Raw genomic sequence first — 22,954 nt, forward strand, 5'->3', positions numbered from 1 at the left:
TCACCTCAGCCTCGGGTTGGACATGATGGCGATGATGTCGGCAACCGTGATGAGCAAGAGGTAGCCGAGGCAGAAGATCGTCGCGCAGCTCTGGATCAGCGGCAGGTCGCGGGTCGCGACCGCATCGACCATAAGCTTGGCGATGCCGGGATAGTTGAAGATCGTCTCCACGATGATGACGCCGCCGACCAGATAAGACAGTGATAGCGCAACCGCGTTGACGATCGGCCCGAGTGCATTGGGAAGCGCGTGCTTGAGCACCATGCGGCTGCGCGAGGCGCCTTTGAGAAGCGCCATCTCGACATAGGGCGTGGAGAGCGTTTCGAGCACGGCGGCGCGGGTCATGCGGATCATCTGAGCGGAGATGACGAAGGTCAGCGTGATCACCGGCATCACATAGATGCGTGCGAGGTCGGTCAGCGAATGCGCCTCGTTGACCGAGGACAGCGCCGGCAGCCATTTGAGATAAACGGCGAAAAGCAGGACCGCGAGGGTCGCGACCATGAATTCCGGCACGGAGATGACGCCGATCGAAAGGACAGTGACGGTGCGGTCGTAGAGGGAACCGCGCAACATGGCAGAGGTGATCCCCAGCGTCAGCGCCAGCGGTACCGAGAGCAGCGTGGTGATGCCGGCAAGCTCCATGGTGTTGACGAAGCGCCCGCCGATCAGCGCCGCGACAGGCATTTCATTGGCGTAGGAGGTGCCGAGATCGCCGTGCAACAGGCCGAGAAGCCAGCGCAGGAAGCGCAGGATTGCCGGATCGTTTAGATGCATGGCCTCGCGCAAGCCGGCAACCGCCTCGGGGGTAGCCGCCTGGCCAAGCAGGATCGACGCGGTGTCACCGGGCAGCATGCTGGTGGCGAAAAAAACGGCGAACAGAACGATCAGAAGTGTAACGACCGCGATTGCCAGCCGCTTCAGCACGAGGTTGAAAACCCCAGATGTCATGGAAGCGCTCCTGCGGTTGCGTTCGGCCAAGCCATGTTGCGCAAGTGGTGCCGGGGACCAGTTGGCCGGTCCCCGGCTGGCGCGTCTCAGGCTTCAAGCCAGAGATATTCCGCCATTGCGTAGCCCATCATGCCACCGAGCGGGTTCGCCTCCAAACCCTTCACCTTGCTGGAGAGGGCATCGACGTTGGAAATGTAGGCCGGGATGATGGTGCCGGCCTCCTCGGAGACCATGGTCTGCATCTGGCCGTAGATTTCCTTGCGCTTGGCCTGGTCGAGCGAGCCGCGCGCCTCGATCATCAGCTTGTCGAACTTCTCGGACTTGTACTGGCTTTCGTTCCACGGCGCGTTGGAGGCGTAGAGGAGCGAGAACAGAATGTCCGGCGTCGGGCGTGGATTGATGTTGCCGAAATGGATCGGCGCCTTGAGCCAATAATTGTCCCAATAGCCATCGGACGGAACGCGCTGGACGTCGAGCTTCATGCCGATGTCCGCCCCAGCGGCCTGGATGATTGTCGCCATGTCGATCGACGAGGTCGCGGCGTCGGAAGCGATCACTGGGATGGACTGGCCGAGCAGGCCCGACTTCTGGAAGTGGAACTTGGCCTTGTCCGGATCGAAAGCCTTCGGCTTGAGGTCGGCATTGTGGAAGATGTTCGCCGGCGAGACGGGCTGGTCGTTGCCGACTTCGCCAAGGCCGCGCAATGCCGATTTGACGATCTGCTCGCGGTTGACGAGATATTTCATGCCGGCCACGAAGTCGGCCTTATTGCCCGGATCCATGTCGAGCCGAATGTTGAGGTCCGTGTAGTTGCCCGAGGTCGTCTTCGACAATTCGAAGCCCTGCTGGCCGCCGATGAGCTTCATCGCTCGCGGATTGATCGAGGCGGCGAAGTTGATGTCACCAGAAAGCAGAGCGTTAACGCGGGCGCTGTCGTCGCTGATGGCGATGAATTCGAAAGAGTCGAGGTAGGGCTGGCCTGATTTCCAGTAGTTCTTGTTCTTGGTGACGACCGACCGCACGCCCGGTTCGAACGTTTGCAGCACGAAGGCGCCGGTGCCATTGCCCTTGGAGAAGTCGGTGGTGCCGTCGGCCACGATCATGAAGTGGTGCAGCGCCAGGATGGTCGGGAGGTCGGCATTCGGGTCGGCCAGCGTGATTTCGACGGTCGATTTGTCGACGGCCTTGAAGCCGGACATCTGGGCCGCGATCTTGGCGACCTTGGAGCCGACCGCCGGGTCAAGATGACGCTTCAGCGAAAAGACGACATCGTCGGCGGTGAGGTCCTTGCCGTCGTGGAAGGTGACGCCCTTGCGCAGCTTCACGGTCCAGGTCTTGGCATCCTCGCTGTCGAAGCTTTCAGCCAGTTCCATCTGCGTGCCGCCGTCCTTGTCGAGGAAAGTCAGGCGGTTGTAGAGCGAGCAGCAGCGGACATAGTCGGTAGAGAGCGATGCCTTCGCCGGATCGAGCGTGTCGGCGGTCGAGGACGACCAGCCGGCGGCCTTGAAACTGCCGCCGGAAGCCGGCGTGGCGGCGACGGCATTCGTGGCGCGGCCGAGCACCAGGCTACCCGCGGCAATCGCGGCTCCACCGGCCAACAGCATCTTGAGGAGTTCGCGGCGGCTCGCGCCCCGCCGAATGGCGTTTTCGACCATGGCATCGTCTGCACCGGTCCAGTTCGTGATCTTATCGGTCATATCATTCCCCTTTCTGTTTGTTTTCCCGGCTTGCTCGTCTTGCTGCGGCTTTCCGGGGTTGGGCTCAGGTTCGTTCCTTCAGGCTTTCCCGCACGGCCGCCGCCAACGCGGCCATCGAGGTGAAGTGGTAGTCGGGCACGGTAAAGCGCTCTGGCTCGATCGTGCCGCCATAGCCCGTCTGGGCATGCCGACGCTGGATCCAGCAATTGGTCAAGCCAAGCGCGCGAGATATGCCGATATCGTGATATTGGCTTTGCGCGACATGCAGGATGTCATCCTTGCTGTCGCCCCTGGAGGCCACGAAATCGAAGACCTTCCGGAAAAATGCTGGGTCTGGTTTTTCCGTGCCCGTATCGTCGGCCGTGAAGGTGGCGAAGAAGGGCGATCCCAGTTGCTTCTCAAAATGATCTAACGCCCAGCGCCGGGCGTTGGTCATGGCGATCAATCTGTGCGATTTCGCAAGGTCCGCCAATGCTGCGGCGCTGTCTGGGAAACCTGTCCAAATGCTGGCGGAATCCCGCAGCCGTACGCCGTATTTTTCTTCAGCGGGCAGGCCGAGCCGCCGCGCAATGAGCATGTACACACGTGCGAGATCGTCGGGGAATAGCCCGGCACCAGGCATGTAGCGGGCCTGCCGATACAAGGCCAGTGCGGCTTCGCCATCGATGGAAACGCCAGCTTCGGCGGCAATCCCGGCCAGGCAGGTCGTTATCCCGCCTTCGAAATCGATCAGCGTGCCGACGACATCGAAGGTCATGTATTTGAACTCGCTAAAGTCCCTGGCCAAACCTGGCTCTCCTCTGCGCGCGGCCGAATTGCATGTGTTGACAGAACATAATTCCGTGCCGTCCGGGGCGTCGGCCTTTTTCGAAGGCTCTGAAATCCGGGCCTTCTGGCCTTGTCTTATGAGCAGTCTGGCACTTCCCACGCGCTGGATTCGCCGAAAAGGCGTGAGGGGGCGGCACAAAATTGCGAAATCGTCTGCCCCGGCGATATTTCGAGACACGACATATTTCGCCGCCATCATGCCATCGCCTGGCGGACATCGGGATCGGCCAGCGTTTGGTCGAGGGTCCGGCGCGTGCGCTCAATGATCGCATCGATGTCAGCGTCGCTGCAGCACAGCGGCGGCGCATAGCCGAGAACCCCATGCGCAAAGGCACGGATGATGAGGCGGTTGTCCCAGGCCCTGTCGAAGATGCGCCGCGCCGGCATGGCCGACGCCGGAAGCGGTGTCTTCTTTTTATTGTCGACCACCAGTTCGACCGCGGCGAGCATGCCGCGACCGCGCACATCACCGACGAGCGGATGGTCCCTCAGGCCCTCCAAGCCCGCCATCAGGCGAGCGCCGGCCTTGATGCCGTTCTCCAGAAGGCCGTCCTCGTAGAGCTTCAAGACTTCGAGCGCCACGGCGGCGCTGACGGGATGGGCGGAATAGGTGTAGCCGTGACCGACGGCCGAGGCGCCCGCGCCATCGGCGATGACGTCATAGACATGATCGGACATGAATACCGCGCCCATCGGAACATAACCCGAGGTCAGCCCCTTCGCGGTCGTCATGAAATCGGGAATGATCTCTTCGTCCGTGCAGGCGAACAGGGGGCCGGTGCGGCCGAACCCAGTGATGACCTCGTCGGCGATGAACAGGATGCCATACTCGCGGCAGAGCTCGCGCATCGCCTTGATCCAGCCTTTCGGCGGAACAATGACGCCGCCCGAGCCCTGGATCGGCTCGGCATAGAAAGCGGCGACCCGATCCGGCCCGATCTCCTCGATCTTGCTCTTCAGCGCGGCGAGCGACGTGGCGATGATCGCCCTCCCGTCGTCGCCCACCGGGTTGCGATAGGGATAGGGGGAGGGGATCTTGTGCTGCCATTCGAAGGGAATGCCAAAACCGGCATGAAAGGCAGGCAGGGCGGTCAGGCCCGCGCCAACCACCGACGACCCGTGATAACCCTGCTCGATGGAAATGAACTGGTCGCGTTGCGGCTCACCCTTCGCATTCCAGTAGTAGCGGACGAAGCGGATCGTGCTGTCGACCGCATCCGACCCGCCAAGCGTGAAAAAAACGTGATTGAGATCTCCGGGCGCGCGCTCGGCGAGCTCCGAGGCGAGACGGATGGCCGGCTCAGAACCGAGATCGAAATAGGCGGTGGCATAGGGAAGCTCGCGCATCTGCCGGGCAGCCGCCTCGACGATGCTGTCATGGCCGTAGCCGGCATTGACGCACCACAGCCCCGCGAAACCGTCGAGGAGCTGCCGGCCGGACGCATCGGTCACGGTCGCTCCCTTCGCCGATTTCAAGACACGAACGCCAACTGCCTCATGGCCGCGATAGGATGAGACCGGATGGATGAGATGGGCGCGGTCGAGTTCGATCAGGGAATTGGCGAGCATTGTTGTCCTCCGGAGGGCATGATGCCGAAAAGTGTGAAGCGGTTTTCGGATGACATCATGCTCTATCTCTTTGATTTAGAGACGGATTCAGATTTCAGGTCATTCGACCTGAAATCATCCGGCTCTAGCCGAGCGCCTGGTTGGCGAGGGCGTAAACTTTTGGCCTGGCGTGTTCCGCGTCATTCTTCTGCGGACGGTCCATGGCCACGCCGCCGCCGACATGGGCGAGGCCGATTTCCTCGAGCCAGCCGGCCATGCCGGTCCCGCTGCCGGTATCCACGCGCAGGAAGGCGCCAAGGCGCGACGCGGCGAAGAAGCCGATCAGGGCCTTCGCCTCTTCGGCATTTCCCGCGATGACCGGACCGATCACCTCGCCGCGTCCGAACGGGCGGATCGCGGCATAGGCCTCGATGGCGCCGTCGCGGCGGATAACGGCGAATTGCCCGCGCTCGGCCAGCGCATCGATCAAAGCTTCACGGTCGGCGCCGTAGGCGTCGCGGTCCAGCGCCTTGATTTGCGGGAGATCGGCGATGCCTGCGGCTCCCACGCCGTCTGGCGCACCGAGCCTGGCAACGCTGCCCTGATGTTGCCGGATCGTGCCGGACGGCACGAAGCCTAGTTTCTCATAGAGAGGCATGCCGTCCGCTGTCGCGACGAGCCGCAGCGGACGGTCACCGGCAAGGGCGAAGGCCTGATCCATCAGCCGGCGCCCGACCCCCTTGCCCCGCACATTCCTGTCGACGATCACCATGTTGATCATGGCGCAATCCATGCCGTAGGGCGTTACCAGGATGGTTCCGGTGACGCGGCCCTGATGGTCGAGCGCGACCGCACCGTTCGAGAGCTGCAGCGCCATCTGCCAATCCTGCGCGCGATGCGGCCAATTCTCCTGGCGAGAAAGCACTACGGCTCCCTCGATATGGTCGGGCCCGAAGGCCTGGAGTTCGATGTCGCCCTGCTGCATGAGGCATCCTTCCGTCTGATGCCAAGTTTCGACCATCGACGCGCCGCAGATCATCTGAAGGCTCTGGCTTCGACAGTATCTTTCGCCGTAGCGCGAGGGGTGTGCCGCATCTTGTGCTGGCGCAGTCCGCGGCGGAGGCGCTTCACGCCGATCGCGGCGCCGCGATCGGCAAGCCAGATGCTACAGCGTGCCAAAGCGGATGGCGGATACGGAACTTTCTGCTTTCGTGAGGGCGATTTCGGTGAGGTGGATCGCCAGCTGCCGTCCTATGATGAAATACATCCCTGCACGGATGTGCTTCCACCGGAGATCGACGAACATGGCTTCCTTCAGGCCCAAATACATCACCTTCGATTGCTATGGCACGTTGACCTTTTTTCAGATGGCGGAAGCGGCGCGCGACCTCTACGGCAGCCGCCTCGACGAGCCGCGCATGCAGGAGTTCATCAAGAACTTCTCGGCCTATCGGCTTGACGAGATCATGGGTGACTGGAAGCCGTATGCCGACGTCATCCACAACGCGCTCGAGCGCACCTGCCAGCGCAACGGTGTTGCCTTCAACTCCGACGACGCCAGGACAGTCTATGAGCGCGTCCCGACCTGGGGACCTCACGCCGACGTTCCGGCCGGCCTGGCCAAGGTCGCCAGGGAAATTCCGCTGGTCATCCTGTCCAACGCCATGGACGCGCAGATCATGTCCAATGTCGAGAAGCTCGGCGCGCCGTTTCATGCCGTCTACACGGCCGAGCAAGCGCAGGCTTACAAGCCTCGTTTCAAAGCGTTCGAATACATGTTCGACAGGTTGGGTTGCGGCCCGGAGGATATTCTTCACTGCTCGTCCTCTTTCCGCTACGACCTGATGTCAGCACACGATCTCGGCATCAAGAACAAGGTCTGGGTCAATCGCGGCCACGAACCGCCCAACCCGTACTACGGCTATGTCGAGATATCAGACATTTCGGGTCTTGCAGGCGTGGTCGGTCTCTGAAACAGGCGGATTGCCAATGAAGTTCGTCTCCTACTGGCACGACACCGCCCCCATCTTTTCCGGCGGGGCGCAAGGCGTCGAAGGGCATTACGATGCCGCCATCATCGGCGGCGGCTTCACCGGCCTTGCCGCCGCACACCGACTGGCGAAGGCCGGCGCGAAGGTGGCGGTGCTGGAGGCGGAGCGGGTGGGCTGGGGCGCATCCGGGCGCAATGGCGGGCACCTCAACAACGGCCTCGCCCACAGCTACCTCTCCGCCAAGGCGGAACTCGGCAAGGATCGCGCAATCGCGCTTTACCGGGCACTGGACGATTCCGTCGACACCATAGAGGCGCTGGTCGCGGAGGAAGGCATCGATTGCGATTTCCGCCGCGCCGGCAAGCTGAAGCTCGCCTCCAAGCCGCAGCATTTTGATGCGATCGCCCGCAACTTCGAAGCCCTCCATGCCGAGGTGGATCCGGATACGACGCTGCTGTCGGCGGCGGATCTCAAGTCTGAGATCGGTTCGCCCTTCCATGGCGCGATGCTGTCGAAGAAGAGCGCCATGATGCATATGGGCCGCTATGTGGCGGGTCTCGCCACTGCAGCTGCCAGCCACGGCGCCGCCATCCACGAGAATGCGGCGGTGACCGACCGCAAGCAGGCTGGTAAGCGGCATGAGCTGACCACTTCCCGAGGCCAGATCAGCGCCGACAATGTGCTGGTGGCGACCGGCGCCTACACCACACCCAATTTCGATTATTTCCGCCGCAGGATCATCTCCGTTGGCAGCTTCATCATCGCCACGCGCCCGCTGAGCGACGCCGAGATCGCCGCGACGATGCCGGGCAACAGGACATGCGTGACCTCGATGAACATCGGCAACTACTTCCGGCTCTCGCCTGACAAGCGCCTGATCTTCGGCGGCCGCGCACGCTTCTCCGCGACATCGGACCAGCGCTCCGATGCCAGGAGCGGACAGATCTTGCGGGCAGGCCTCGCGGCGATCTTTCCGCAGCTCGCCAAGGTCGAGATCGACTATTGCTGGGGTGGGCTGGTCGACATGACCAAGGACCGCTTTCCGCGGGCCGGTTACCATGACGGCGTCTGGTACGCGATGGGCTATTCCGGCCACGGCGCGCAGCTGTCCACGCATCTTGGCATGATCATGGCCGATGCCATGCTCGGCCGCGAGGACCGCAATCCGCTGAAGGGGCTCGAGTGGCTGTCCATTCCCGGTTATTCCGGCAAGCCATGGTTCCTGCCGATGGTCGGCCTCTACTACAAGGCGCTCGACCGGATTCAGTGATCGCCGCTCCGGCCCGGCCGGAGCTTCAGCCAAATTGCCTCAGCCCAGCCCACCGATGTGGAAGCTCTTCATCTCGAGATATTCCTCGATGCCGGCCTGCGCCCCTTCACGCCCGAGGCCGGACTGCTTGACGCCGCCGAAGGGGGCCACTTCCATCGACACAGAGCTGGTGTTGAGACCCACCATGCCGAACTCCAGCGCCTCGCCGACGCGCCAGGCGCGTTTGAGGTTTTCGGTGTAGAAGTAGGAAGCAAGCCCGTAGGGCGTGCCGTTGGCCAGTGTGATCGCCTCCTCTTCGGTCTCGAAGCGGAAAAGTGGCGCGACCGGGCCGAACGTTTCCTCGCCGGCGAGTTGCATGTCCTTTGTGGCGCCGGTCAGCACCAGCGGCGCGACATACTGAGGGCCGTCGGGCAACGCCGGCCTCTCTGTGATGATCGCAGCACCTTTGGCGAGCGCGTCCTCGACGTGGCGGTTGATCTACTCGACCGCCGCCATGTTGATCATTGGCCCGATGGCGACGCCCGGCTGCGTGCCCGGTCCCACTGTCATGGCGTTGACGCGGGCGGAAAGCTTTTCGGCGAAGGTTTCGTAGACACCGGCCTGGACGAGGATGCGATTGGCGCAGACGCAGGTCTGGCCGCCATTGCGGAATTTTGAGGCGAGCGCACCCTCGACGGCGAGGTCGAGATCGGCGTCGTCGAAGACGATGAAGGGTGCATTGCCGCCGAGTTCGAGGCTGAGCCGCTTCACGCTGTCGGCCGCCCCGCGCATCAGCAGCGAGCCGACGCGCGTCGAGCCGGTGAAGGAGATCTTGCGAACGGCCTCGTTCGCCATGATCTCGTTGCCGATCTCTGTGGGCATGCCGGTGACGATGTTGATGACGCCGGCGGGGATGCCGGCGCGCTCGGCAAGCACGCCGAGCGCCAGCGCGGAATAGGGCGTGAACTCTGACGGCTTGATGACCACCGTGCAGCCGGCGGCCAGCGCCGGCGCGACCTTGCGGGTGATCATCGCATTGGGAAAGTTCCACGGCGTGATGATGCCGCACACGCCTACGGGTTCCTTCAAGACGATGATCCGGCGGTCTTGCGTCGGCGAGGGGATGGTGTGGCCGTTGATGCGGCGCGCTTCCTCCGCGAACCATTTGACGAAGGACGCGCCGTAGCGGATCTCGCCCTTGGCCTCGTCCAGCGGCTTGCCCTGTTCGGTTGTCAGGATCAGTGCAAGATCGTCCAGGTGCTCAAGCATCAGCCCATGCCAGGCCTCCAGGAGGACTGCGCGCTCGGCGTTGGTTTTCTTTCTCCAATCGCGATAGGCGGAAGACCCGGCCTCTATGGCCGCGCGGGCGTCCGGACCGGCCATGTCGGGCACCATGCCGATCGCCGCCTGGGTCGCCGGATCGACGACGTCGACCGTCCTGCCGGAGCCGGCTGCGACCCATTGGCTGCCGATCAGGCCGGCTTCGCGGAAGAGACTTTTGTCCTTCAGGTTTTTCATCGAAAAACGACCTTGCAATCAGGTGAGGGAAGCGACGATGGCGGCCGTAATGGCCTCCGTCCGGTCCTTGCCGGGGATAGTGCCTATGCCCCTGGCGGTTGCGGCTTCGACCGCTTTCACAACGCGGTCGGCCGCAGTCTTTTCACCGAGATGATCGAGCATCATGGCGCCGGACCAGATGGCGGCTATCGGATTGGCGATGCCGAGATGGGCGATGTCGGGCGCCGAGCCGTGTACCGGCTCGAACATGGACGGCGCCGAGCGGCCCGGATTGATGTTGGCCGAGGCGGCGTAACCGAGCCCGCCCTGGATCGCCGCGCCGATATCGGTCAGGATGTCGCCGAAGAGGTTGGAGGCGACGACCACGTCGAGGCTCTCCGGCGCCATGATCATGCGCGCTGCGAGCGCATCGACATGATAGCTGGTGACTTCGACATCAGGATAGTCCGCAGCCACCTTTCGCGTGATCTCGTCCCAAAACACCATCGAGTATTTCTGCGCGTTGGACTTCGTGACCGAGGCCAGCTTGCCCCGACGCGACCGCGCCTGCTCGAAGCCGAAGCGCAGGATGCGCTCGACGCCGGCGCGGGTGAAGATCGAGGTCTCCACGGCGACCTCGTCCAGCGTGCCTTGATGCACGCGCCCGCCGGCACCGGAATATTCGCCTTCGGTGTTCTCGCGGATGCATAATATGTCGAAGTTTTCAGCGCGCAGCGGGCCGGTCACGCCCGGCAGCAGGCGGTGCGGCCGGATGTTGGCATATTGCACGAACGCCTTGCGGATCGGCAGCAGGAGACCGTGCAGCGAAACGGAATCCGGCACCTCCGCCGGCCAGCCGACGGCGCCGAGAAGAATGGCGTCGAAGCCGCGCAAGGTCTCGATGCCGTCCTCGGGCATCATACGGCCGGTTTCCTTGAAGAATTTGCAGGACCACGGGAATTCGGTTCCGGTCAAGGCAAAGCCCGCGCGTTTGGCTGCGGTCTCCAGCACCGTCCAGGCGGCGGCGGTCACATCGCTGCCGATGCCGTCACCGGGGATCAGGGCGATCGAATAGGACTTCATCGGCATTTCTCTACAGGCTGATCAGGACGCTCTTGGTCCTTCGGTTGGCGTGATAGGCCGCGCGGCCGAGATCCTTACCGATGCCGGAGCGCTTGTAGCCGCCGGTCGGCAGGATATGGTCACGCGAGCGGCTGTAGCGGTTGACCCAGACAGTGCCGGCTTCGAGCTTGCGCGCGAAGCGGATGGTGCGGGACAGGTCGGAGGTAAACAGGCCGGAAGCCAGCCCGTAAGTCGGATGGGTGGATAGCGCCAGCGCCTCGTCCTCAGTCTCGAACGTCTGGATGGTTAGGACCGGGCCGAAGATTTCCTCGACGATCGCCGGATTGGCCTGGTCGACATTTGCTATCAGCGTCGGCTCGTAGAAATAGCCGAGATTGTCCATGACGTTGCCGCCGGTCAGGCATTCGGCGCCTGCCTCGACCGCGGCCTTGACGATGCCGTCGATACGCGCCCGCTGCCGCTCCGAGATGACAGGCGAATACTGTGTCGCCTCGTCCCAGGTCGGGCCGGGCCGCACAGCTTTCATCCGCTCCAGGATGGCGGCCGTCAAACTGGCGGCCACGCTCCTCTCGACGATCAGGCGCGTGCCGGCCACGCAGGCCTGACCGGCATTGAAGGTGACGCTGCCGGCGATGGCCATTGCGGCCTTGTCCAGATCGGCATCGACAAAAACGATCTGCGGGCTCTTGCCGCCGAGTTCCAGCGTCATCGGCTTGACGCCGGTGCGGGCGACATTCTCCATGATTGCCGATCCGGCGCGGGTCGAGCCGGTGAAGGAGATCTTGGCGATCTCGGGATGGCCGGTCAGCGCCGTGCCTGTCGTCGGACCGTCCCCCAGCACCACGTTCACGAGTCCTGCCGGCAGGCCCGCTCTAACGGCGAGTTGCGCCATAAAGACCGCCGAATAAGGCGTCATTTCCGACGGCTTGAGGATGACCGCATTGCCCGCTGCCAATGCGGGCGCAAGCTTCCATCCCGCCATCGAGATGGGAAAATTCCAGGGCGTGATCGCGCCGACCACGCCATAGGGCTCGCTCATGATCATGCCCAGACTGGCGTCGTCGGTCGGTACAAGCTCGCTGCCTTCCTTGTCGGCGAATTCGGCAAAGAAGCGGATCTGCTCGGCGGTGACAGCGATGTCGCCGGCAACGAGTTGGCCGACCGGCCGGGTGGAGCACAGCGCCTCGATCCTGGCCAGCGTTTCGGCTTCCGCCTCGATCAGGTCGGCCCAGGTCTGGAGTGCCTTCGTCCGTTCGCGCGGCCGAACACTACCCCAGTTGCTGGACTTCAGCGCCGCCTTGGCGCTTTCCACGGCACGGTCGACAATATCGACGCCGGCCACTGGGCAGGCGGCATACACCTTGCCGTCGGACGGCCGGCGCATCTCGATCGCATCCTCGGCCGCGATCAGCTCTCCCCCGATGAAATGGCCAACGGGAAGCGAAACGGCATCCGGGTCGAAGCTCAGGCCCATGGCACCCACTCTGGAATGTTCCGCGGGAGCCTAGCGCAGGCAGGAGCGCAGCATGCACCGTTCGACGATCGGTCGCGGATGATTGTTGTGCGCCGGCGATGACAGACGGCAAAATCTGTTGCGGAGGGCCGGCGCTTCGCCAGCTCCCGTTACCCTACAGTTGCGTAGATCTTGCGCACCGTTTCGATGGTCTTCCAAATCCCGGTGAAGCCAGGTTTCATCACGAAGCTGTCGCCGGCGCGGTAGGTCTCCGGCTTGCCGCCGTCCGGCGTGATTTCGATCACGCCGGCGAGGATGTGGCAGAACTCGAAAGTGTCGCCCTTGATCGAGCGCGTTTCCCCAGGCGTCGCTTCCCAGACGCCGGTATGGACGAGGTCGCCCTTGGCGACATCCTGCGTCCAGGTCTTGAAGGCGGGGTTGCCGGAAATCAGCCGTTCAGGCAGCGCCCCGGATTCGCGCGGCTGGAAGGCAGGACTGGTGTCGACGGTCTTGAGCAGGGACAAGGGTGGCCTTTCATGTTGAACTTCAATAGCCGCGCGACCGGTCGACGAGCCCGATGGGGTCAAGACCGGCGCGGTAACGCCTGATGTTTTCGACAACGGCCTGTGCGGCGCCGGCGGGCTGGGTGACGCTGGCGATATGCGGGGTCAGAATGATCTTCGGATGCGACCAGAACGGATGGCCCGCCGGCAGTGGTTCGGGATCTGTGACGTCGATCATCGCCGCCGAGAGTTGGCCGCGGTCGAGCGCGGCGAGAAGCGCCTCGTGGTCGAGCTGCGGCCCCCGGCCAGCGTGGACGAGCGCCGCCCCCTTGGGCAGCTTCGCAAACAGGTCGGCATCGAGGAAACCCCGCGTCTCCTCGGTCAGCGGCAGCAGGCAGACCAGTATGTCGCTGGCCGCGAGCATCTGTTCCAGCCCAGGCTCGCCATGATAACAGGTCACGTCCTCGATCTGCCGCGGCGAGCGGCTCCATCCGGCAAGTGGGAACCCGAAGGGCTTCAATCGGTCGAGGACGGCTTGGCCAAGCTGCCCGAGGCCGAGCACGCCGAGCCGGCGTGACCCGGCCTGAAGTTGCGCGATATCGTGCCATGCGCCGGCGCGCTGCTGCGCCAGATAGGCCGGCAGGTTGCGATGCAGCGCAAGCACGGCCAGCGTTACATACTCCTGCATCATGCGCACGATGCCTTCCTCGATCATGCGCACGATCTTCACGTTCGCAGGCACCGCATCGAGGCGAAACTGATCGACGCCGGCGCCGATGGAAAACAGGATTTCCAGGTTCCTGTAGCGGGCGAGCTTGTCCGGCACGGTCCAGCTGATCAGGTACCGCACGGCCTCGGGATCGACCGTTGCGGCATTGGTCGCGAAGGGGACGTCCGGCAGTTCTCTCGCGAAGACATCGGCGAAGATCGCCCCGCGGGGCGCATCCGAATTGAACAGGAATGTCATTCCGGCTGCCCCTTCACGTCGCGCAACGGGCGCCCAGTGTCTCGATCAATTGCTGGCAGGCGGTGAGTTCGCTGGCGAGAATGTATTCGTCCGGCTTGTGGGCGCGGTCTATGTCGCCGGGGCCGCAGATGATCGCCTCGAACCCCGCGGCCTGGTAAAGTCCGGCCTCCGTGCCGTAGCTGACGGCGGCGAGCGGCACCTCGCCGGTCAAGGCGTGCAGCAGTCCCGCAAGTGGCGCATCCTGCGGCAGCGACAGCGCCGGATAGGCGCTCATCGGTGTCCACTCGATGCGAAAGCCATTGGCCGCAAGGGCCTCTGCGCGCGCTCTTACAGGCGCCAGCAGGCTTGCCGGGTCGACGCCAGGTATGGCACGTGCCTCCAGGTCCAGCGTGCAGGTGTCGGGGATGATGTTGACCTGATGTCCGCCCGCCACCACGCCCGCTTGCAACGAGGAGTGGGCCGGCTCGAAGGCGGAGTTGAACGGGCCGTGCGTCAGCCGCTCGGCTTCGTTCACAGTCGCGGTCAGCGCTTCGGACATCGCATGAATGGCGTTGAGCCCAAGATCAGGCCGTGAAGAATGGCCGGGGCGCCCTTTTATGGTTATACGGGCGGCCGCCTTGCCCTTGTGGCCGCGCACGGCGCGCATGCCGCTCGGCTCGCCGAGGATGACGCCGAGTGGTTTTGCGCAAAGCTCGGGAAGCCGGGCTATCAGGTGTGGCACGCCGCGGCATCCCACCTCCTCGTCATAGGAGAAGGCGAGGTGGATTGGCCTGGCGAGGCGCAGCCCCGCCAGCATGGGCACGGCCGCGAGTGCCGCGGCAAGAAACCCCTTCATGTCCGTGGTGCCACGTCCGTAGAGCCGTTCGCCCTCCTTGCGCAGCGCAAAAGGCGCCGAACTCCATTGCGGCTCGCTGGCGGGAACAACGTCCATATGGCCGGACAGGATGTGGCCCGGGACATCGGCGGGGCCGATCGTCGCGAAAAGATTGGAACGATCGCCTTCCGGTCCCGGCAGCAAAGTGACCCGCGTGCTGTGCTGCGCGAGATAGGCCTCGATCCAGCCGGCAATATCGGCGTTCGGCTTGCCGGCGACCGATGGAAAGGCGACGAGACGATCGAGGATGTCGAAGACGTCCATTCCAGCCCTCAAAGCGTTTCGGGTTCGCCGGGATCGGTGCCGTCGACCATATGCTGCTAGATTCCAAAGAGGATGCGTGCATTCTTTCGCGATTGCGTGCTGAAAGCTGAAATGTTTCAGTTGAATCTTGCGTTGCTGCGCGGCATTTGAGCAAATCTTACCGGTCTGCTCGTTTAGCGTGGCGGCAGAGAGTGGCCGCTCTGGCGTGGTAATCTTTCAGGGGCATGGACTTGAAGCCTTCCGAGAGCTTGAAAATCGATACCTTCTCGATGCGGATCGACGACATCCAAGGCGTTGAGTTGGATCGCTTGCACGCGCTATCGCTCTCCGTGGGATGGCCGCATCGCGCCGAGGATTGGCAGTTCTTGCGCCAATCGGGAGAGGGGTTCGTGGCACTCGACGAGATCGGCCGGGTTCTCGGCTCGGCCATGTGGTTCGCGCACGGCACCGACTTCGCAACCGTGGGCATGGTCATCACCTCGCCGCGGCTCCAGACGCTGGGGGCGGGGCAATGGCTGATGAAGCGGGTCTTCGACAGGGTAGTTGGCCGCGACTTGCGCCTCAATGCGACCAGGGCGGCACGGCGACTCTATCTCTCGCTCGACTTCCAGCCAGAGAAGACCGTTTATCATTGCCAGGGCATCGCCCGCCTGCAAACAACCGACAGGCCTATTCGAGGTGATGTCCGGACTCTGGAAGCCAGGGACATTCCCGCAGCAATAGCGCTCGACGCTGCAGGATTTGGCGTGAGGCGGGCGGCACTCATCGAAAGGCTTTTCGCACACTCGGCCGGCTACGGTCTTTTCAAGGATGGCAGGCTGAGCGCATTCGCGCTCTGCCGGCCGTTCGGACGGGGCCACGTCGTGGGGCCGGTCGTGGCGAAAAGCGACGCCGACGCCGTGGTAATCGTCCGGCCGCACGTTGCCGACCATTCGGGGTCTTTCCTGCGGATCGACACGCACATGGACCATGGCGAGTTCGCTGCCTTTTTGTCGCACAGCGGAATGCCTGTTTTCGACACGGTGCTCACCATGTCGATGGGCAAACGCCTCGCCGATTTTGCCGTCCGCGGTGCAGTTGCACCGGTAACCTACGCCCTCGCCAGTCAAAGTCTCGGGTAATTCATCGGGTGATCGCGATCTCAGCCGCTACGCGAAGGATCGCAGCGAGAGGGCGAGGGTGGAGCTCATTGCGGAACTAGTGGAGCGAAAGGAAAAAGCAGACCCCGATCTTGTTGAGGCGCCGGTATCGCCAGTGCGTTGTTGACGGCGCGCCCTCCGGCTCAAGGCCAACCTGCATCTTAGATACGCATCAGGGCTGCTTGTTGACCATCAAAAACGCCGTACTAATTCCCGTATTAGTTGGCAAAAAAGTACGGCACCATTTTTCGAACTGTTTGAAAACATTGGTGATCCCGACAGGAATCGAACCTGTGACCTACAGATTAGGAATCTGCCGCTCTATCCTACTGAGCTACGGGACCACGCGGCCAGACACATAGCCGCTTCGGATCGTTTCGCCAAGAGGCTGGCCGAATGCAATTCGGCCAGCCGTTTGCGCTGAAGACAATCAAGCGGCCAGCGCCGTTTCCGCCAGCTTCACCCAATAGCTCATGCCGTGCGGGATGGCCTCGTCATTGAAATCGTAGGCGGGGTTGTGGAGACCGGCGGTGTCGCCATTGCCGATGAAGATGAAGGCGCCTGGGCGGGCTTCCAGCATATAGGAGAAATCCTCGCCGCCCATCACCGGCTGGATGCCGCGGTGGACGTAAGCGTCACCGGCGACACCGATTGCGACATCGCTGGCAAAGATCGTTTCTTCCGCGTGGTTGAAGGTCACGGGGTAATTTGCCTGGTAGTCGACCTCGATCCTTGCCCCAAAGGCGGTCGCCAGCCCGGCACAGATCGTTCGGATGCGCTCTTCCGATTTTTTGGCGATTTCCTTGCGCAAGGTGCGCACCGTACCGGCGATTTCGGCGGTTTCCGGGATGACATTGTAGGCATCGCCGGCGTGGAACTTCGTCACCGACACCACCACGGCCTCGACCGGGTCGATGCTGCGCGAGGCGATCGTCTGCAAGGCGCCGACCAGCTGGCTGGTGATGACGATCGGGTCGATCGTGCCGTGCGGCATCGCCGCATGGCCGCCTTTGCCTCGCACTGTGATGGTGAATTCGGCGGTTGCGGCCATGATCGGGCCTGGGCGAATGGCGAACTGCCCAACTGGCAGGCCTGGCATATTGTGCATGCCGAACACTTTGGAAATGTCGAAACGGTCCATCATGCCGTCCTTGACCATCTCGTTGCCGCCGCCACCTCCTTCCTCCGCCGGCTGGAAGATCACCGCCACGGAGCCGGTGAAGTTGCGGGTCTCGGCGAGATATTTCGCGGCACCCAAAAGCATCGCCGTGTGGCCGTCATGGCCGCAGGCATGCATCTTGCCGGGAATGGTGGAGGCGTAGGGCTTGCCTGATATCTCGTTGAGCGGCAGCGCGTCCATGTCGGCGCGCAGGCCGATGGTGGGGCCTTCGCCCTGGCGGCCGCGGATGATGCCAACGACGCCGGTCTTGCCGAGACCGGTGACCACATCGTCGCAACCGAAGGCTTTCAGCTTCTCGGTGACGAAGGCGGCGGTCTTGAAGACATCGAAGTTGAGTTCTGGCGTCTGGTGCAGATGCTGGCGCCAGCCGGCAACTTCGTCCTGCATTTCGGCGGCACGGTTCAGGATTGGCATGGTGGTTCCATCTCGCTGTTGGGACAGGCGGTGTTGTCCGCTGCTTGCAATTGTGATCGCCAGGCACTTTGCCATCTTGGCGTCACATAGGGTAAATAGCACCGCATCAATGCGGTCCGGTTTTTGAGGGTCGGACCAATATGCTGGCGATCACGTAACGAAATCTTACGGAGCCAGGGGCGACTACGGCAAGAGGCGATTTCGGATTTGATCATGCGGCACAGGCATTTCCTCAAGCTATTCTCGGCTGGCACAATAGCGCTGTCGGTCCTGGTCGGGCCGGCGCTGGCCAATCCGGTTGTTGTGTTCGACCTCGGCAGCGGCAAGATCCTGCAGCATCAGGATGCATTCAAGCGCTGGTATCCGGCGTCGCTGAGCAAGCTGATGACCGCTTATGTGACCTTTCGGGCGATCGCGGCCGGCGAGGTTCAGCTCGATTCGCCGATCACGGTAACGAAACACTCCGCATCCGAGCCGCCAAGCAAGATGGGCTTCAAGCCAGGGTCGGTGATGCGGCTCGACAATGCGCTGAAGATGATGCTGGTCAAATCGGCCAACGACATCGCCATGGCCGTCGGCGAAAATGTCGGCGGTTCCCAGGCAGCCTTTGCCGATCGGATGAATGCCGAGGCGACCCGGCTTGGCATGAACGGCACGCATTTCGTCAATCCTAACGGGCTTTATTCGCCCGACCAGTACACGACGGCACGCGACCTCGCCGTCCTGGTGATGGCCATCCGGCGCGAGTTCCCGCAATATGCGTCCTGGTTTTCGATAGAAGGACTAGCCGTCGGCAAGAAGGCTATTCCCAACTACAATCTCTTGATCGGCCGTTATCCCGGCGCCGACGGCATGAAGACCGGCTTTGTCTGCCCCTCCGGCTTCAACATGATCGGGTCGGCGACCCGCAACGGGCGCACGCTGGTCGCGGTGGTGCTTGGCGAAAAGTCGGCGGTCACTCGTGCCGAGACCGCCGCGCGATTGCTGGACCAGGGATTTGACACGCCTGCCGCCGGCTCGGACACCGTCACCACGCTGGCGCCCTACGGCGATCTGGTCTCGCCCAACGACATGCATGACGAGATCTGCAAGAAGAAGGCGCGTCAGGAACAGTCCGAAGCGCCGCCAGTTGCTGCCAAGAACGTGCCGAAATCGACCTATCAGAAAAAGCTCGACCATGTGCCGACGCTGGTTGCCGTCGGCCTTGGCGGCGCCACGGGTCCAGCGCCGAAAGCTATTCTCGACCAGGGCGGCCAGGACTACGCCGACGTGCCTATTCCGAGTTGGCGGCCCGACAGACCGGTACCGGCCTGGACGGGCCCGAAGATTGCCGGCTCCGCGGCGCAAGGCGACCAGCCGGTCAAGGTCGCGAACTAGAGCCCGATCCCGAACCGAAGTTCCGCGACAGCGAAATTTTTATACCTTTTCGGAAAAAGACCATGCTCAGACATGCAGATAGAGATCAATGAGCGGCTTCCCGATCCCCGTATCGGTGCTGACCGGTTTTCTCGGCGCCGGCAAGACGACGCTGCTCAACCGGCTGTTGAAGGATCCGGCGCTGGCCGACACGGCGGTCATCATCAACGAGTTCGGCGAGGTGGCGATCGACCATTTGCTGGTTGAGCAGTCTTCCGACGGCATCATCCAGCTTTCCGATGGTTGCCTGTGCTGCACGGTGCGCGGCGAACTGGTCGACACGCTGGCCGACTTGGTCGACCGGCTACAGACCGGCCGCATCGCCCGGCTCGCCCGTGTCATCGTCGAAACCACGGGGCTGGCCGACCCGGCGCCGGTGCTGCAGTCGATCATGGCGCACCCGGCGCTGATCCAGGCCTTCCGGCTCGACGGCGTCATCACTTTGGTCGACGCCGTCAACGGGGAAGCGACGCTCGATGCCCATGTCGAGGCGGTCAAGCAGGTTGCCGTCGCCGATCGTATCGTGCTCAGCAAAGCCGATTTGGTCACCGATCCGCATGAACTGGAAACGCTGCGGGCGCGACTGCGGCAGATCAATCCGGGCGCCGAATTGTTCGACGCCGGCGACACGGGGACAGGCGTGGCGGCGCTGTTCGACTGCGGCCTCTATAATCCCTCCACCAAATCCGCCGATGTTCGGCGCTGGCTCGGCGACGAAGCGGCGCACGATCACGACCACCATCATGATCATGACGGGCATAATCACGAGCATGGCCGCGATCACGGCCATCGCCATGATTCGCGTGTGCGGTCCTATTCGCTGGTGCATGATGGCCCGGTACCGTTTTCGGCCATCGAAATGTTTCTCGACCTGCTGCGTTCGACGCATGGCGAGCATTTGCTGCGCATGAAGGGCGTCATCGAACTCAGCGAGGATCCATCACGGCCGCTGGTTATCCATGGTGTGCAGAAAATCCTGCATCCGCCGGTGCAATTGCCGGGCTGGCCCGATGGCCAGCGTGGCACGCGGCTGGTGTTGATCACGCTCGACATGCCTGAAGACTATATCCGCCGGCTGTTCGCCGCCTTCACCAACCGGCCGTCGATCGATACACCCGACCGCGCGGCGCTGGAAAACAACCCGCTGGCAATTGCCGGGCGTTGAACTCTATGATTGCGGCTCGCCGCGTTCGACCAAGAAGCGATGGCCGCCCGAAACCGCGGACGTTTCGATGAGTTGGTGGCCGTTGTCGGAGCAGAATGCCGGAATATCGATGACGGCGAGCGGGTCGGTGGTCTCTAACCAAAGCCGGCTGCCCGGTTGCATCCCGGCTAGACGCTTCTTGGCCTTAAGCACGGGCAGGGGACAGTTCAGCCCCCTGAGGTCATAGACAGCGGCGCGGTCAGCCACGAGTGAAATCAGCCGCCGAACATGCCGAGCAGCTTGTTCTTCAGCTTTGTCACCCGGCTCTCGTCGGCACTCGCCGCTTGCGTTTCTGCCACTGGCGCGGCTTCGGAAGGGGGTGTGACGGTGGCGGTGGCGACAGGCGCTTCCTTGGCGGCCTTCTCGGCCTCCTTTTCAGCCAGAGCCTGCGCCCTGGCGGCTTCCTTGGCTTTCTTGGCCACCTCTATGGCCGCCAGCCTTTGCTCCTCGGCCTTCTGCTTGGCGGCTTTTTCGGCGTCGAGTGCGGCCATCTTGCGGCCTGCCGGCGAATCGATACGGCCCATGCGCGTGGTCTCGGTGACAGAGCCGTCGTTGTTGAGCGACGGCGGGGCGATCGGAACGCGTTCGCCGCGCGCCCTGCGCTTGGACCAGTCTGAGACGATGCTGGCTTCCTTGATGCCGGCGATGGTCGGCTTGGGCGCCGGCACGCTGGCCTTGACCGCGCCGCTGAACGCCGCGTCGTAGGTGCTCATGTAGGAATTGTAGGCATTTTTCAGCGAATCAGGCTGCGTCGTCGCCGGGCAGGCACCGGTCGGGTCGAATGTCTGGCCGTCGGCGGCAACCTGGTTGAAGACATAGCGCTTCTCGCAGACATCCACCTTCGGCGGCACCTTGGTGATCTCGAAATTGTCGTAGCCGACCTTCAGCATCTTCCAGAATTCGTAATTCGGATCATTGCGGTAGCGCGCCATGTTGGCGGCGGTCATGCGGAACGGGAACGCCTGGATCTGGAATTCGGTCTGGCCGCCCTGGAAAGCGTCGCGGCCGAAGGCATAGATCTGCTCGATCTGCGCGTCGGTCATCGAATAGCAGCCCGACGACGAACAGGCGCCGTGCACCATCAAATTGGAGCCGGTGCGGCCATTGGCGCGGTCATAGGCATTGGGATAGCCGATATTGAACGACAAATGGTAGTTCGAACGCGGGTTCATCTGCCCTGGACGCACCGTGTAGAAGCCTTCCGGCGCCTGGCGGTCGCCTTCGGTGTATTTCGGCCCGAGTTTGCCCGACCATTTGCAGATGTCGTAGCTGGCCACCATGTCGTAGCGGCCGTTGGTCTTGGCCTTCCAGATTTCGAGCTTGCCCTCTTCCTTGAAGATGCGGGCCATCACCGACGAGGTGCGGACCATCCCCTTGGCCCTCATGTCGGCGAGGATCTTGTCGGGCAGCGGCTTGTTGGCCTCCGGCGCGAAATCCTTCATTGACGAATTGTTGCAGCCGGCAACGCCGAGGGCGGTTATCAGGATTCCGGTGCGGACAAGCTTGGCGAACATGGCTGCGGATATCGTCTTTTCTCTGGCGCGACGGCAATTCATGCCCGGCTACTGCACTGAACGTGGACGGACCCTAAGCCCGTTAACCCTAACAAATTCCTTACCGCAAGTGCCGACGTGTCCCCCAGCGGCAGTCTCATTGAGCCGAATGCAGCGGCATTTTTGTGGCGAAAATGCTCCGCGCCGCCACATTGTGGCGCCGGGACCGGATCATGATCTAAAGGCTGCGGCCCATTGCCAGGTATTTCTCGCGGCGCTGCTCGCGGAAATCAGTGTTGGCGCCGGCAAATTCCTTCATCGTCCTGGCGATGAGGTCGCCGGTCGCGGCGATCACGGTTTCGGCGCCACGATGCGCGCCGCCAAGCGGCTCGGGAATGATGGCGTCGATGATCTTCAGCTCAAGAAGATCCTGGGCGGTGATCTTCATGTTCGTCGCCGCGTCCTTGGATCGCGTCGTGTCGCGCCACAGGATCGAGGCCGCGCCCTCCGGCGAAATCACCGAATAGATGGAGTGTTCGAGCATGTAGACGCGGTTGGCAGTGGCGATGGCGATGGCGCCGCCTGAGCCGCCCTCGCCGATGACAACCGAGATCGACGGCACCCTGAGCCTAAGGCATGCGGAGGTCGAACGGGCAATGGCTTCCGCCTGGCCGCGCTCCTCGGCGCCGACGCCGGGATAGGCGCCGGCGGTGTCGACCAGCGTCAGCAGCGGGATGCCGAACCGGTCGGCGAGTTCCATCAGCCGCACCGCCTTGCGGTAGCCTTCCGGCCGCACCGAGCCGAAATTGTGCTTCAGGCGGCTGGTCGTGTCGGAACCCTTTTCCTGGCCGATGATGGCAACAGGCTCGCCGCGGAAGCGAGCGAAGCCGCCGACGATCGCCTGGTCCTCGCCGAAATTGCGGTCGCCGGCCAGCGGCGTGAAATCGTTGAACAGGCCCTTGATGTAGTCGACGCAATGCGGCCTGTCGGGATGGCGAGCGACCTGCACCTTCTGCCATGGCGTCAGTGCCTTGTAAGCGTCACGCAGCGCATCGCGGGAGCGCTTCTCGAGCCGGCTGATCTCGTCGCCGACATCGACCGCTTCGCCATTCTCGGCGAGCTTCTTCAGCTCGAGGATCTTGCCCTCGAGGTCCTGCACCGGCTTTTCGAAATCGAGGTAATTATACATGCGTGAGCGGACCG

The 22,954-nt window shown here is 63.0% G+C and carries 20 protein-coding genes, 1 tRNA gene and 1 pseudogene; 5 read left to right on the forward strand and 17 right to left on the reverse strand.

What is annotated here, in order from left to right; all coding sequences use genetic code 11:
- The 6 genes from NKJ01_RS10825 to NKJ01_RS10850 all read right to left on the reverse strand — a co-directional run bounded on the left by NKJ01_RS10825 (position 1) and on the right by NKJ01_RS10850 (position 6,330).
- Positions 1–951, reverse strand: coding sequence for an ABC transporter permease (locus tag NKJ01_RS10825; RefSeq protein WP_352727807.1), 951 nt, complete (start codon positions 949–951; stop codon positions 1–3).
- An 86-nt stretch (positions 952–1,037) separates the two neighbouring features.
- Positions 1,038–2,648 carry an ABC transporter substrate-binding protein gene (locus NKJ01_RS10830; RefSeq protein WP_352727809.1) on the reverse strand — a complete coding sequence of 537 codons (1,611 nt, stop codon included), beginning with the start codon at positions 2,646–2,648 and terminating at the stop codon, positions 1,038–1,040.
- Between the two features lie 64 nt (positions 2,649–2,712).
- Positions 2,713–3,405, reverse strand: a complete 693-nt coding sequence (locus NKJ01_RS10835; RefSeq protein WP_502905875.1) for an HAD-IA family hydrolase — start codon at positions 3,403–3,405, stop codon at positions 2,713–2,715.
- Positions 3,406–3,671: 266 nt separating this feature from the next.
- Positions 3,672–5,045, reverse strand: coding sequence for an aspartate aminotransferase family protein (locus NKJ01_RS10840; protein WP_352727811.1), 1,374 nt, complete (start codon positions 5,043–5,045; stop codon positions 3,672–3,674).
- Between the two features lie 124 nt (positions 5,046–5,169).
- Positions 5,170–6,009 (reverse strand): GNAT family N-acetyltransferase, encoded by an 840-nt coding sequence (locus NKJ01_RS10845; RefSeq protein WP_023757290.1) that lies wholly within the window; start codon positions 6,007–6,009, stop codon positions 5,170–5,172.
- A 180-nt stretch (positions 6,010–6,189) separates the two neighbouring features.
- Positions 6,190–6,330, reverse strand: a complete 141-nt coding sequence (locus tag NKJ01_RS10850) for a hypothetical protein (protein ID WP_352727813.1) — start codon at positions 6,328–6,330, stop codon at positions 6,190–6,192.
- Here NKJ01_RS10850 and NKJ01_RS10855 point away from each other — a divergent pair.
- Both NKJ01_RS10855 and NKJ01_RS10860 read left to right on the forward strand, forming a co-directional pair.
- Complete coding sequence (locus NKJ01_RS10855; RefSeq protein WP_352727815.1) at positions 6,329–6,997, forward strand: haloacid dehalogenase type II; 669 nt, start codon at positions 6,329–6,331, stop codon at positions 6,995–6,997. The two genes, NKJ01_RS10850 and NKJ01_RS10855, sit on opposite strands and share 2 nt — an antisense overlap.
- Positions 6,998–7,013: 16 nt before the next feature.
- Positions 7,014–8,285: an NAD(P)/FAD-dependent oxidoreductase gene (locus tag NKJ01_RS10860; protein ID WP_352727817.1), complete on the forward strand. Its 1,272-nt coding sequence runs from the start codon at positions 7,014–7,016 to the stop codon at positions 8,283–8,285.
- Positions 8,286–8,324: 39 nt separating this feature from the next.
- Here the strand turns inward: NKJ01_RS10860 and NKJ01_RS10865 are convergent.
- From NKJ01_RS10865 to argE, 6 genes and pseudogenes are all read right to left on the reverse strand, one after another.
- Positions 8,325–9,782 (reverse strand): annotated as a pseudogene (locus tag NKJ01_RS10865) (NAD-dependent succinate-semialdehyde dehydrogenase).
- An 18-nt stretch (positions 9,783–9,800) separates the two neighbouring features.
- Positions 9,801–10,844, reverse strand: a complete 1,044-nt coding sequence (locus tag NKJ01_RS10870) for a tartrate dehydrogenase (RefSeq protein ID WP_352727819.1) — start codon at positions 10,842–10,844, stop codon at positions 9,801–9,803.
- 10 nt (positions 10,845–10,854) lie between these two features.
- Entirely contained in the window at positions 10,855–12,318 is a 1,464-nt protein-coding gene (locus tag NKJ01_RS10875; protein WP_352727821.1) for an aldehyde dehydrogenase family protein, read from the reverse strand.
- A 149-nt stretch (positions 12,319–12,467) separates the two neighbouring features.
- Entirely contained in the window at positions 12,468–12,821 is a 354-nt protein-coding gene (locus NKJ01_RS10880; RefSeq protein ID WP_352727823.1) for a cupin domain-containing protein, read from the reverse strand.
- Between the two features lie 22 nt (positions 12,822–12,843).
- Positions 12,844–13,767, reverse strand: a complete 924-nt coding sequence (locus NKJ01_RS10885) for a 2-hydroxyacid dehydrogenase (protein ID WP_352727825.1) — start codon at positions 13,765–13,767, stop codon at positions 12,844–12,846.
- 13 nt (positions 13,768–13,780) lie between these two features.
- Positions 13,781–14,905, reverse strand: a complete 1,125-nt coding sequence (argE, locus tag NKJ01_RS10890; protein ID WP_352727827.1) for an acetylornithine deacetylase — start codon at positions 14,903–14,905, stop codon at positions 13,781–13,783.
- Positions 14,906–15,129: 224 nt separating this feature from the next.
- Between argE and NKJ01_RS10895 the strand changes: the two genes are divergently transcribed.
- Entirely contained in the window at positions 15,130–16,026 is an 897-nt protein-coding gene (locus NKJ01_RS10895; protein ID WP_352727829.1) for a GNAT family N-acetyltransferase, read from the forward strand.
- Positions 16,027–16,311: 285 nt separating this feature from the next.
- Here NKJ01_RS10895 and NKJ01_RS10900 read toward each other — a convergent pair.
- Both NKJ01_RS10900 and NKJ01_RS10905 read right to left on the reverse strand, forming a co-directional pair.
- Positions 16,312–16,388: transfer RNA gene (locus NKJ01_RS10900), tRNA-Arg, on the reverse strand.
- A gap of 86 nt (positions 16,389–16,474) precedes the next feature.
- On the reverse strand, positions 16,475–17,638 hold the full coding sequence (locus tag NKJ01_RS10905; RefSeq protein ID WP_352727831.1) for a M20 aminoacylase family protein: 1,164 nt from the start codon (positions 17,636–17,638) through the stop codon (positions 16,475–16,477).
- A 213-nt stretch (positions 17,639–17,851) separates the two neighbouring features.
- Here NKJ01_RS10905 and NKJ01_RS10910 point away from each other — a divergent pair, with 213 nt between their 5' ends.
- Both NKJ01_RS10910 and NKJ01_RS10915 read left to right on the forward strand, forming a co-directional pair.
- A complete protein-coding gene (locus NKJ01_RS10910; protein WP_352727833.1) occupies positions 17,852–19,015 on the forward strand; it encodes a D-alanyl-D-alanine carboxypeptidase family protein in 1,164 nt (387 codons plus the stop codon).
- A gap of 88 nt (positions 19,016–19,103) precedes the next feature.
- Positions 19,104–20,219: a CobW family GTP-binding protein gene (locus NKJ01_RS10915; protein WP_352727835.1), complete on the forward strand. Its 1,116-nt coding sequence runs from the start codon at positions 19,104–19,106 to the stop codon at positions 20,217–20,219.
- A gap of 3 nt (positions 20,220–20,222) precedes the next feature.
- On the opposite strand, the gene NKJ01_RS10920 is transcribed toward NKJ01_RS10915, so the two are convergent.
- The 3 genes from NKJ01_RS10920 to NKJ01_RS10930 form a co-directional block, all read right to left on the reverse strand.
- Entirely contained in the window at positions 20,223–20,465 is a 243-nt protein-coding gene (locus NKJ01_RS10920; RefSeq protein ID WP_023757277.1) for a sulfurtransferase TusA family protein, read from the reverse strand.
- Between the two features lie 8 nt (positions 20,466–20,473).
- Complete coding sequence (locus NKJ01_RS10925) at positions 20,474–21,772, reverse strand: L,D-transpeptidase family protein (RefSeq protein ID WP_352727837.1); 1,299 nt, start codon at positions 21,770–21,772, stop codon at positions 20,474–20,476.
- A gap of 217 nt (positions 21,773–21,989) precedes the next feature.
- Entirely contained in the window at positions 21,990–22,940 is a 951-nt protein-coding gene (locus NKJ01_RS10930; protein WP_352727839.1) for an acetyl-CoA carboxylase carboxyltransferase subunit alpha, read from the reverse strand.
- Positions 22,941–22,954 lie beyond the last annotated feature (14 nt).

It is taken from the genome of Mesorhizobium sp. M0276 (assembly GCF_040321755.1).
Lineage (GTDB): Bacteria > Pseudomonadota > Alphaproteobacteria > Rhizobiales > Rhizobiaceae > Mesorhizobium.

What these genes read in the sequence shown, in the direction of transcription:
- NKJ01_RS10825 (WP_352727807.1), bottom strand. Translation starts at nt 951, where the DNA reads ATGACATCTGGGGTTTTCAACCTCGTGCTGAAGCGGCTGGCAATCGCG.
- NKJ01_RS10830 (WP_352727809.1), bottom strand. Translation starts at nt 2,648, where the DNA reads ATGACCGATAAGATCACGAACTGGACCGGTGCAGACGATGCCATGGTC.
- NKJ01_RS10835 (WP_502905875.1), bottom strand. Translation starts at nt 3,405, where the DNA reads ATGACCTTCGATGTCGTCGGCACGCTGATCGATTTCGAAGGCGGGATA.
- NKJ01_RS10840 (WP_352727811.1), bottom strand. Translation starts at nt 5,045, where the DNA reads ATGCTCGCCAATTCCCTGATCGAACTCGACCGCGCCCATCTCATCCAT.
- NKJ01_RS10845 (WP_023757290.1), bottom strand. Translation starts at nt 6,009, where the DNA reads ATGCAGCAGGGCGACATCGAACTCCAGGCCTTCGGGCCCGACCATATC.
- NKJ01_RS10855 (WP_352727815.1), top strand. Translation starts at nt 6,329, where the DNA reads ATGGCTTCCTTCAGGCCCAAATACATCACCTTCGATTGCTATGGCACG.
- NKJ01_RS10850 (WP_352727813.1), bottom strand. Translation starts at nt 6,330, where the DNA reads ATGTTCGTCGATCTCCGGTGGAAGCACATCCGTGCAGGGATGTATTTC.
- NKJ01_RS10860 (WP_352727817.1), top strand. Translation starts at nt 7,014, where the DNA reads ATGAAGTTCGTCTCCTACTGGCACGACACCGCCCCCATCTTTTCCGGC.
- NKJ01_RS10870 (WP_352727819.1), bottom strand. Translation starts at nt 10,844, where the DNA reads ATGAAGTCCTATTCGATCGCCCTGATCCCCGGTGACGGCATCGGCAGC.
- NKJ01_RS10875 (WP_352727821.1), bottom strand. Translation starts at nt 12,318, where the DNA reads ATGGGCCTGAGCTTCGACCCGGATGCCGTTTCGCTTCCCGTTGGCCAT.
- NKJ01_RS10885 (WP_352727825.1), bottom strand. Translation starts at nt 13,767, where the DNA reads ATGACATTCCTGTTCAATTCGGATGCGCCCCGCGGGGCGATCTTCGCC.
- argE (WP_352727827.1), bottom strand. Translation starts at nt 14,905, where the DNA reads ATGGACGTCTTCGACATCCTCGATCGTCTCGTCGCCTTTCCATCGGTC.
- NKJ01_RS10895 (WP_352727829.1), top strand. Translation starts at nt 15,130, where the DNA reads ATGGACTTGAAGCCTTCCGAGAGCTTGAAAATCGATACCTTCTCGATG.
- NKJ01_RS10905 (WP_352727831.1), bottom strand. Translation starts at nt 17,638, where the DNA reads ATGCCAATCCTGAACCGTGCCGCCGAAATGCAGGACGAAGTTGCCGGC.
- NKJ01_RS10910 (WP_352727833.1), top strand. Translation starts at nt 17,852, where the DNA reads ATGCGGCACAGGCATTTCCTCAAGCTATTCTCGGCTGGCACAATAGCG.
- NKJ01_RS10915 (WP_352727835.1), top strand. Translation starts at nt 19,104, where the DNA reads ATGAGCGGCTTCCCGATCCCCGTATCGGTGCTGACCGGTTTTCTCGGC.
- NKJ01_RS10925 (WP_352727837.1), bottom strand. Translation starts at nt 21,772, where the DNA reads ATGTTCGCCAAGCTTGTCCGCACCGGAATCCTGATAACCGCCCTCGGC.
- NKJ01_RS10930 (WP_352727839.1), bottom strand. Translation starts at nt 22,940, where the DNA reads ATGTATAATTACCTCGATTTCGAAAAGCCGGTGCAGGACCTCGAGGGC.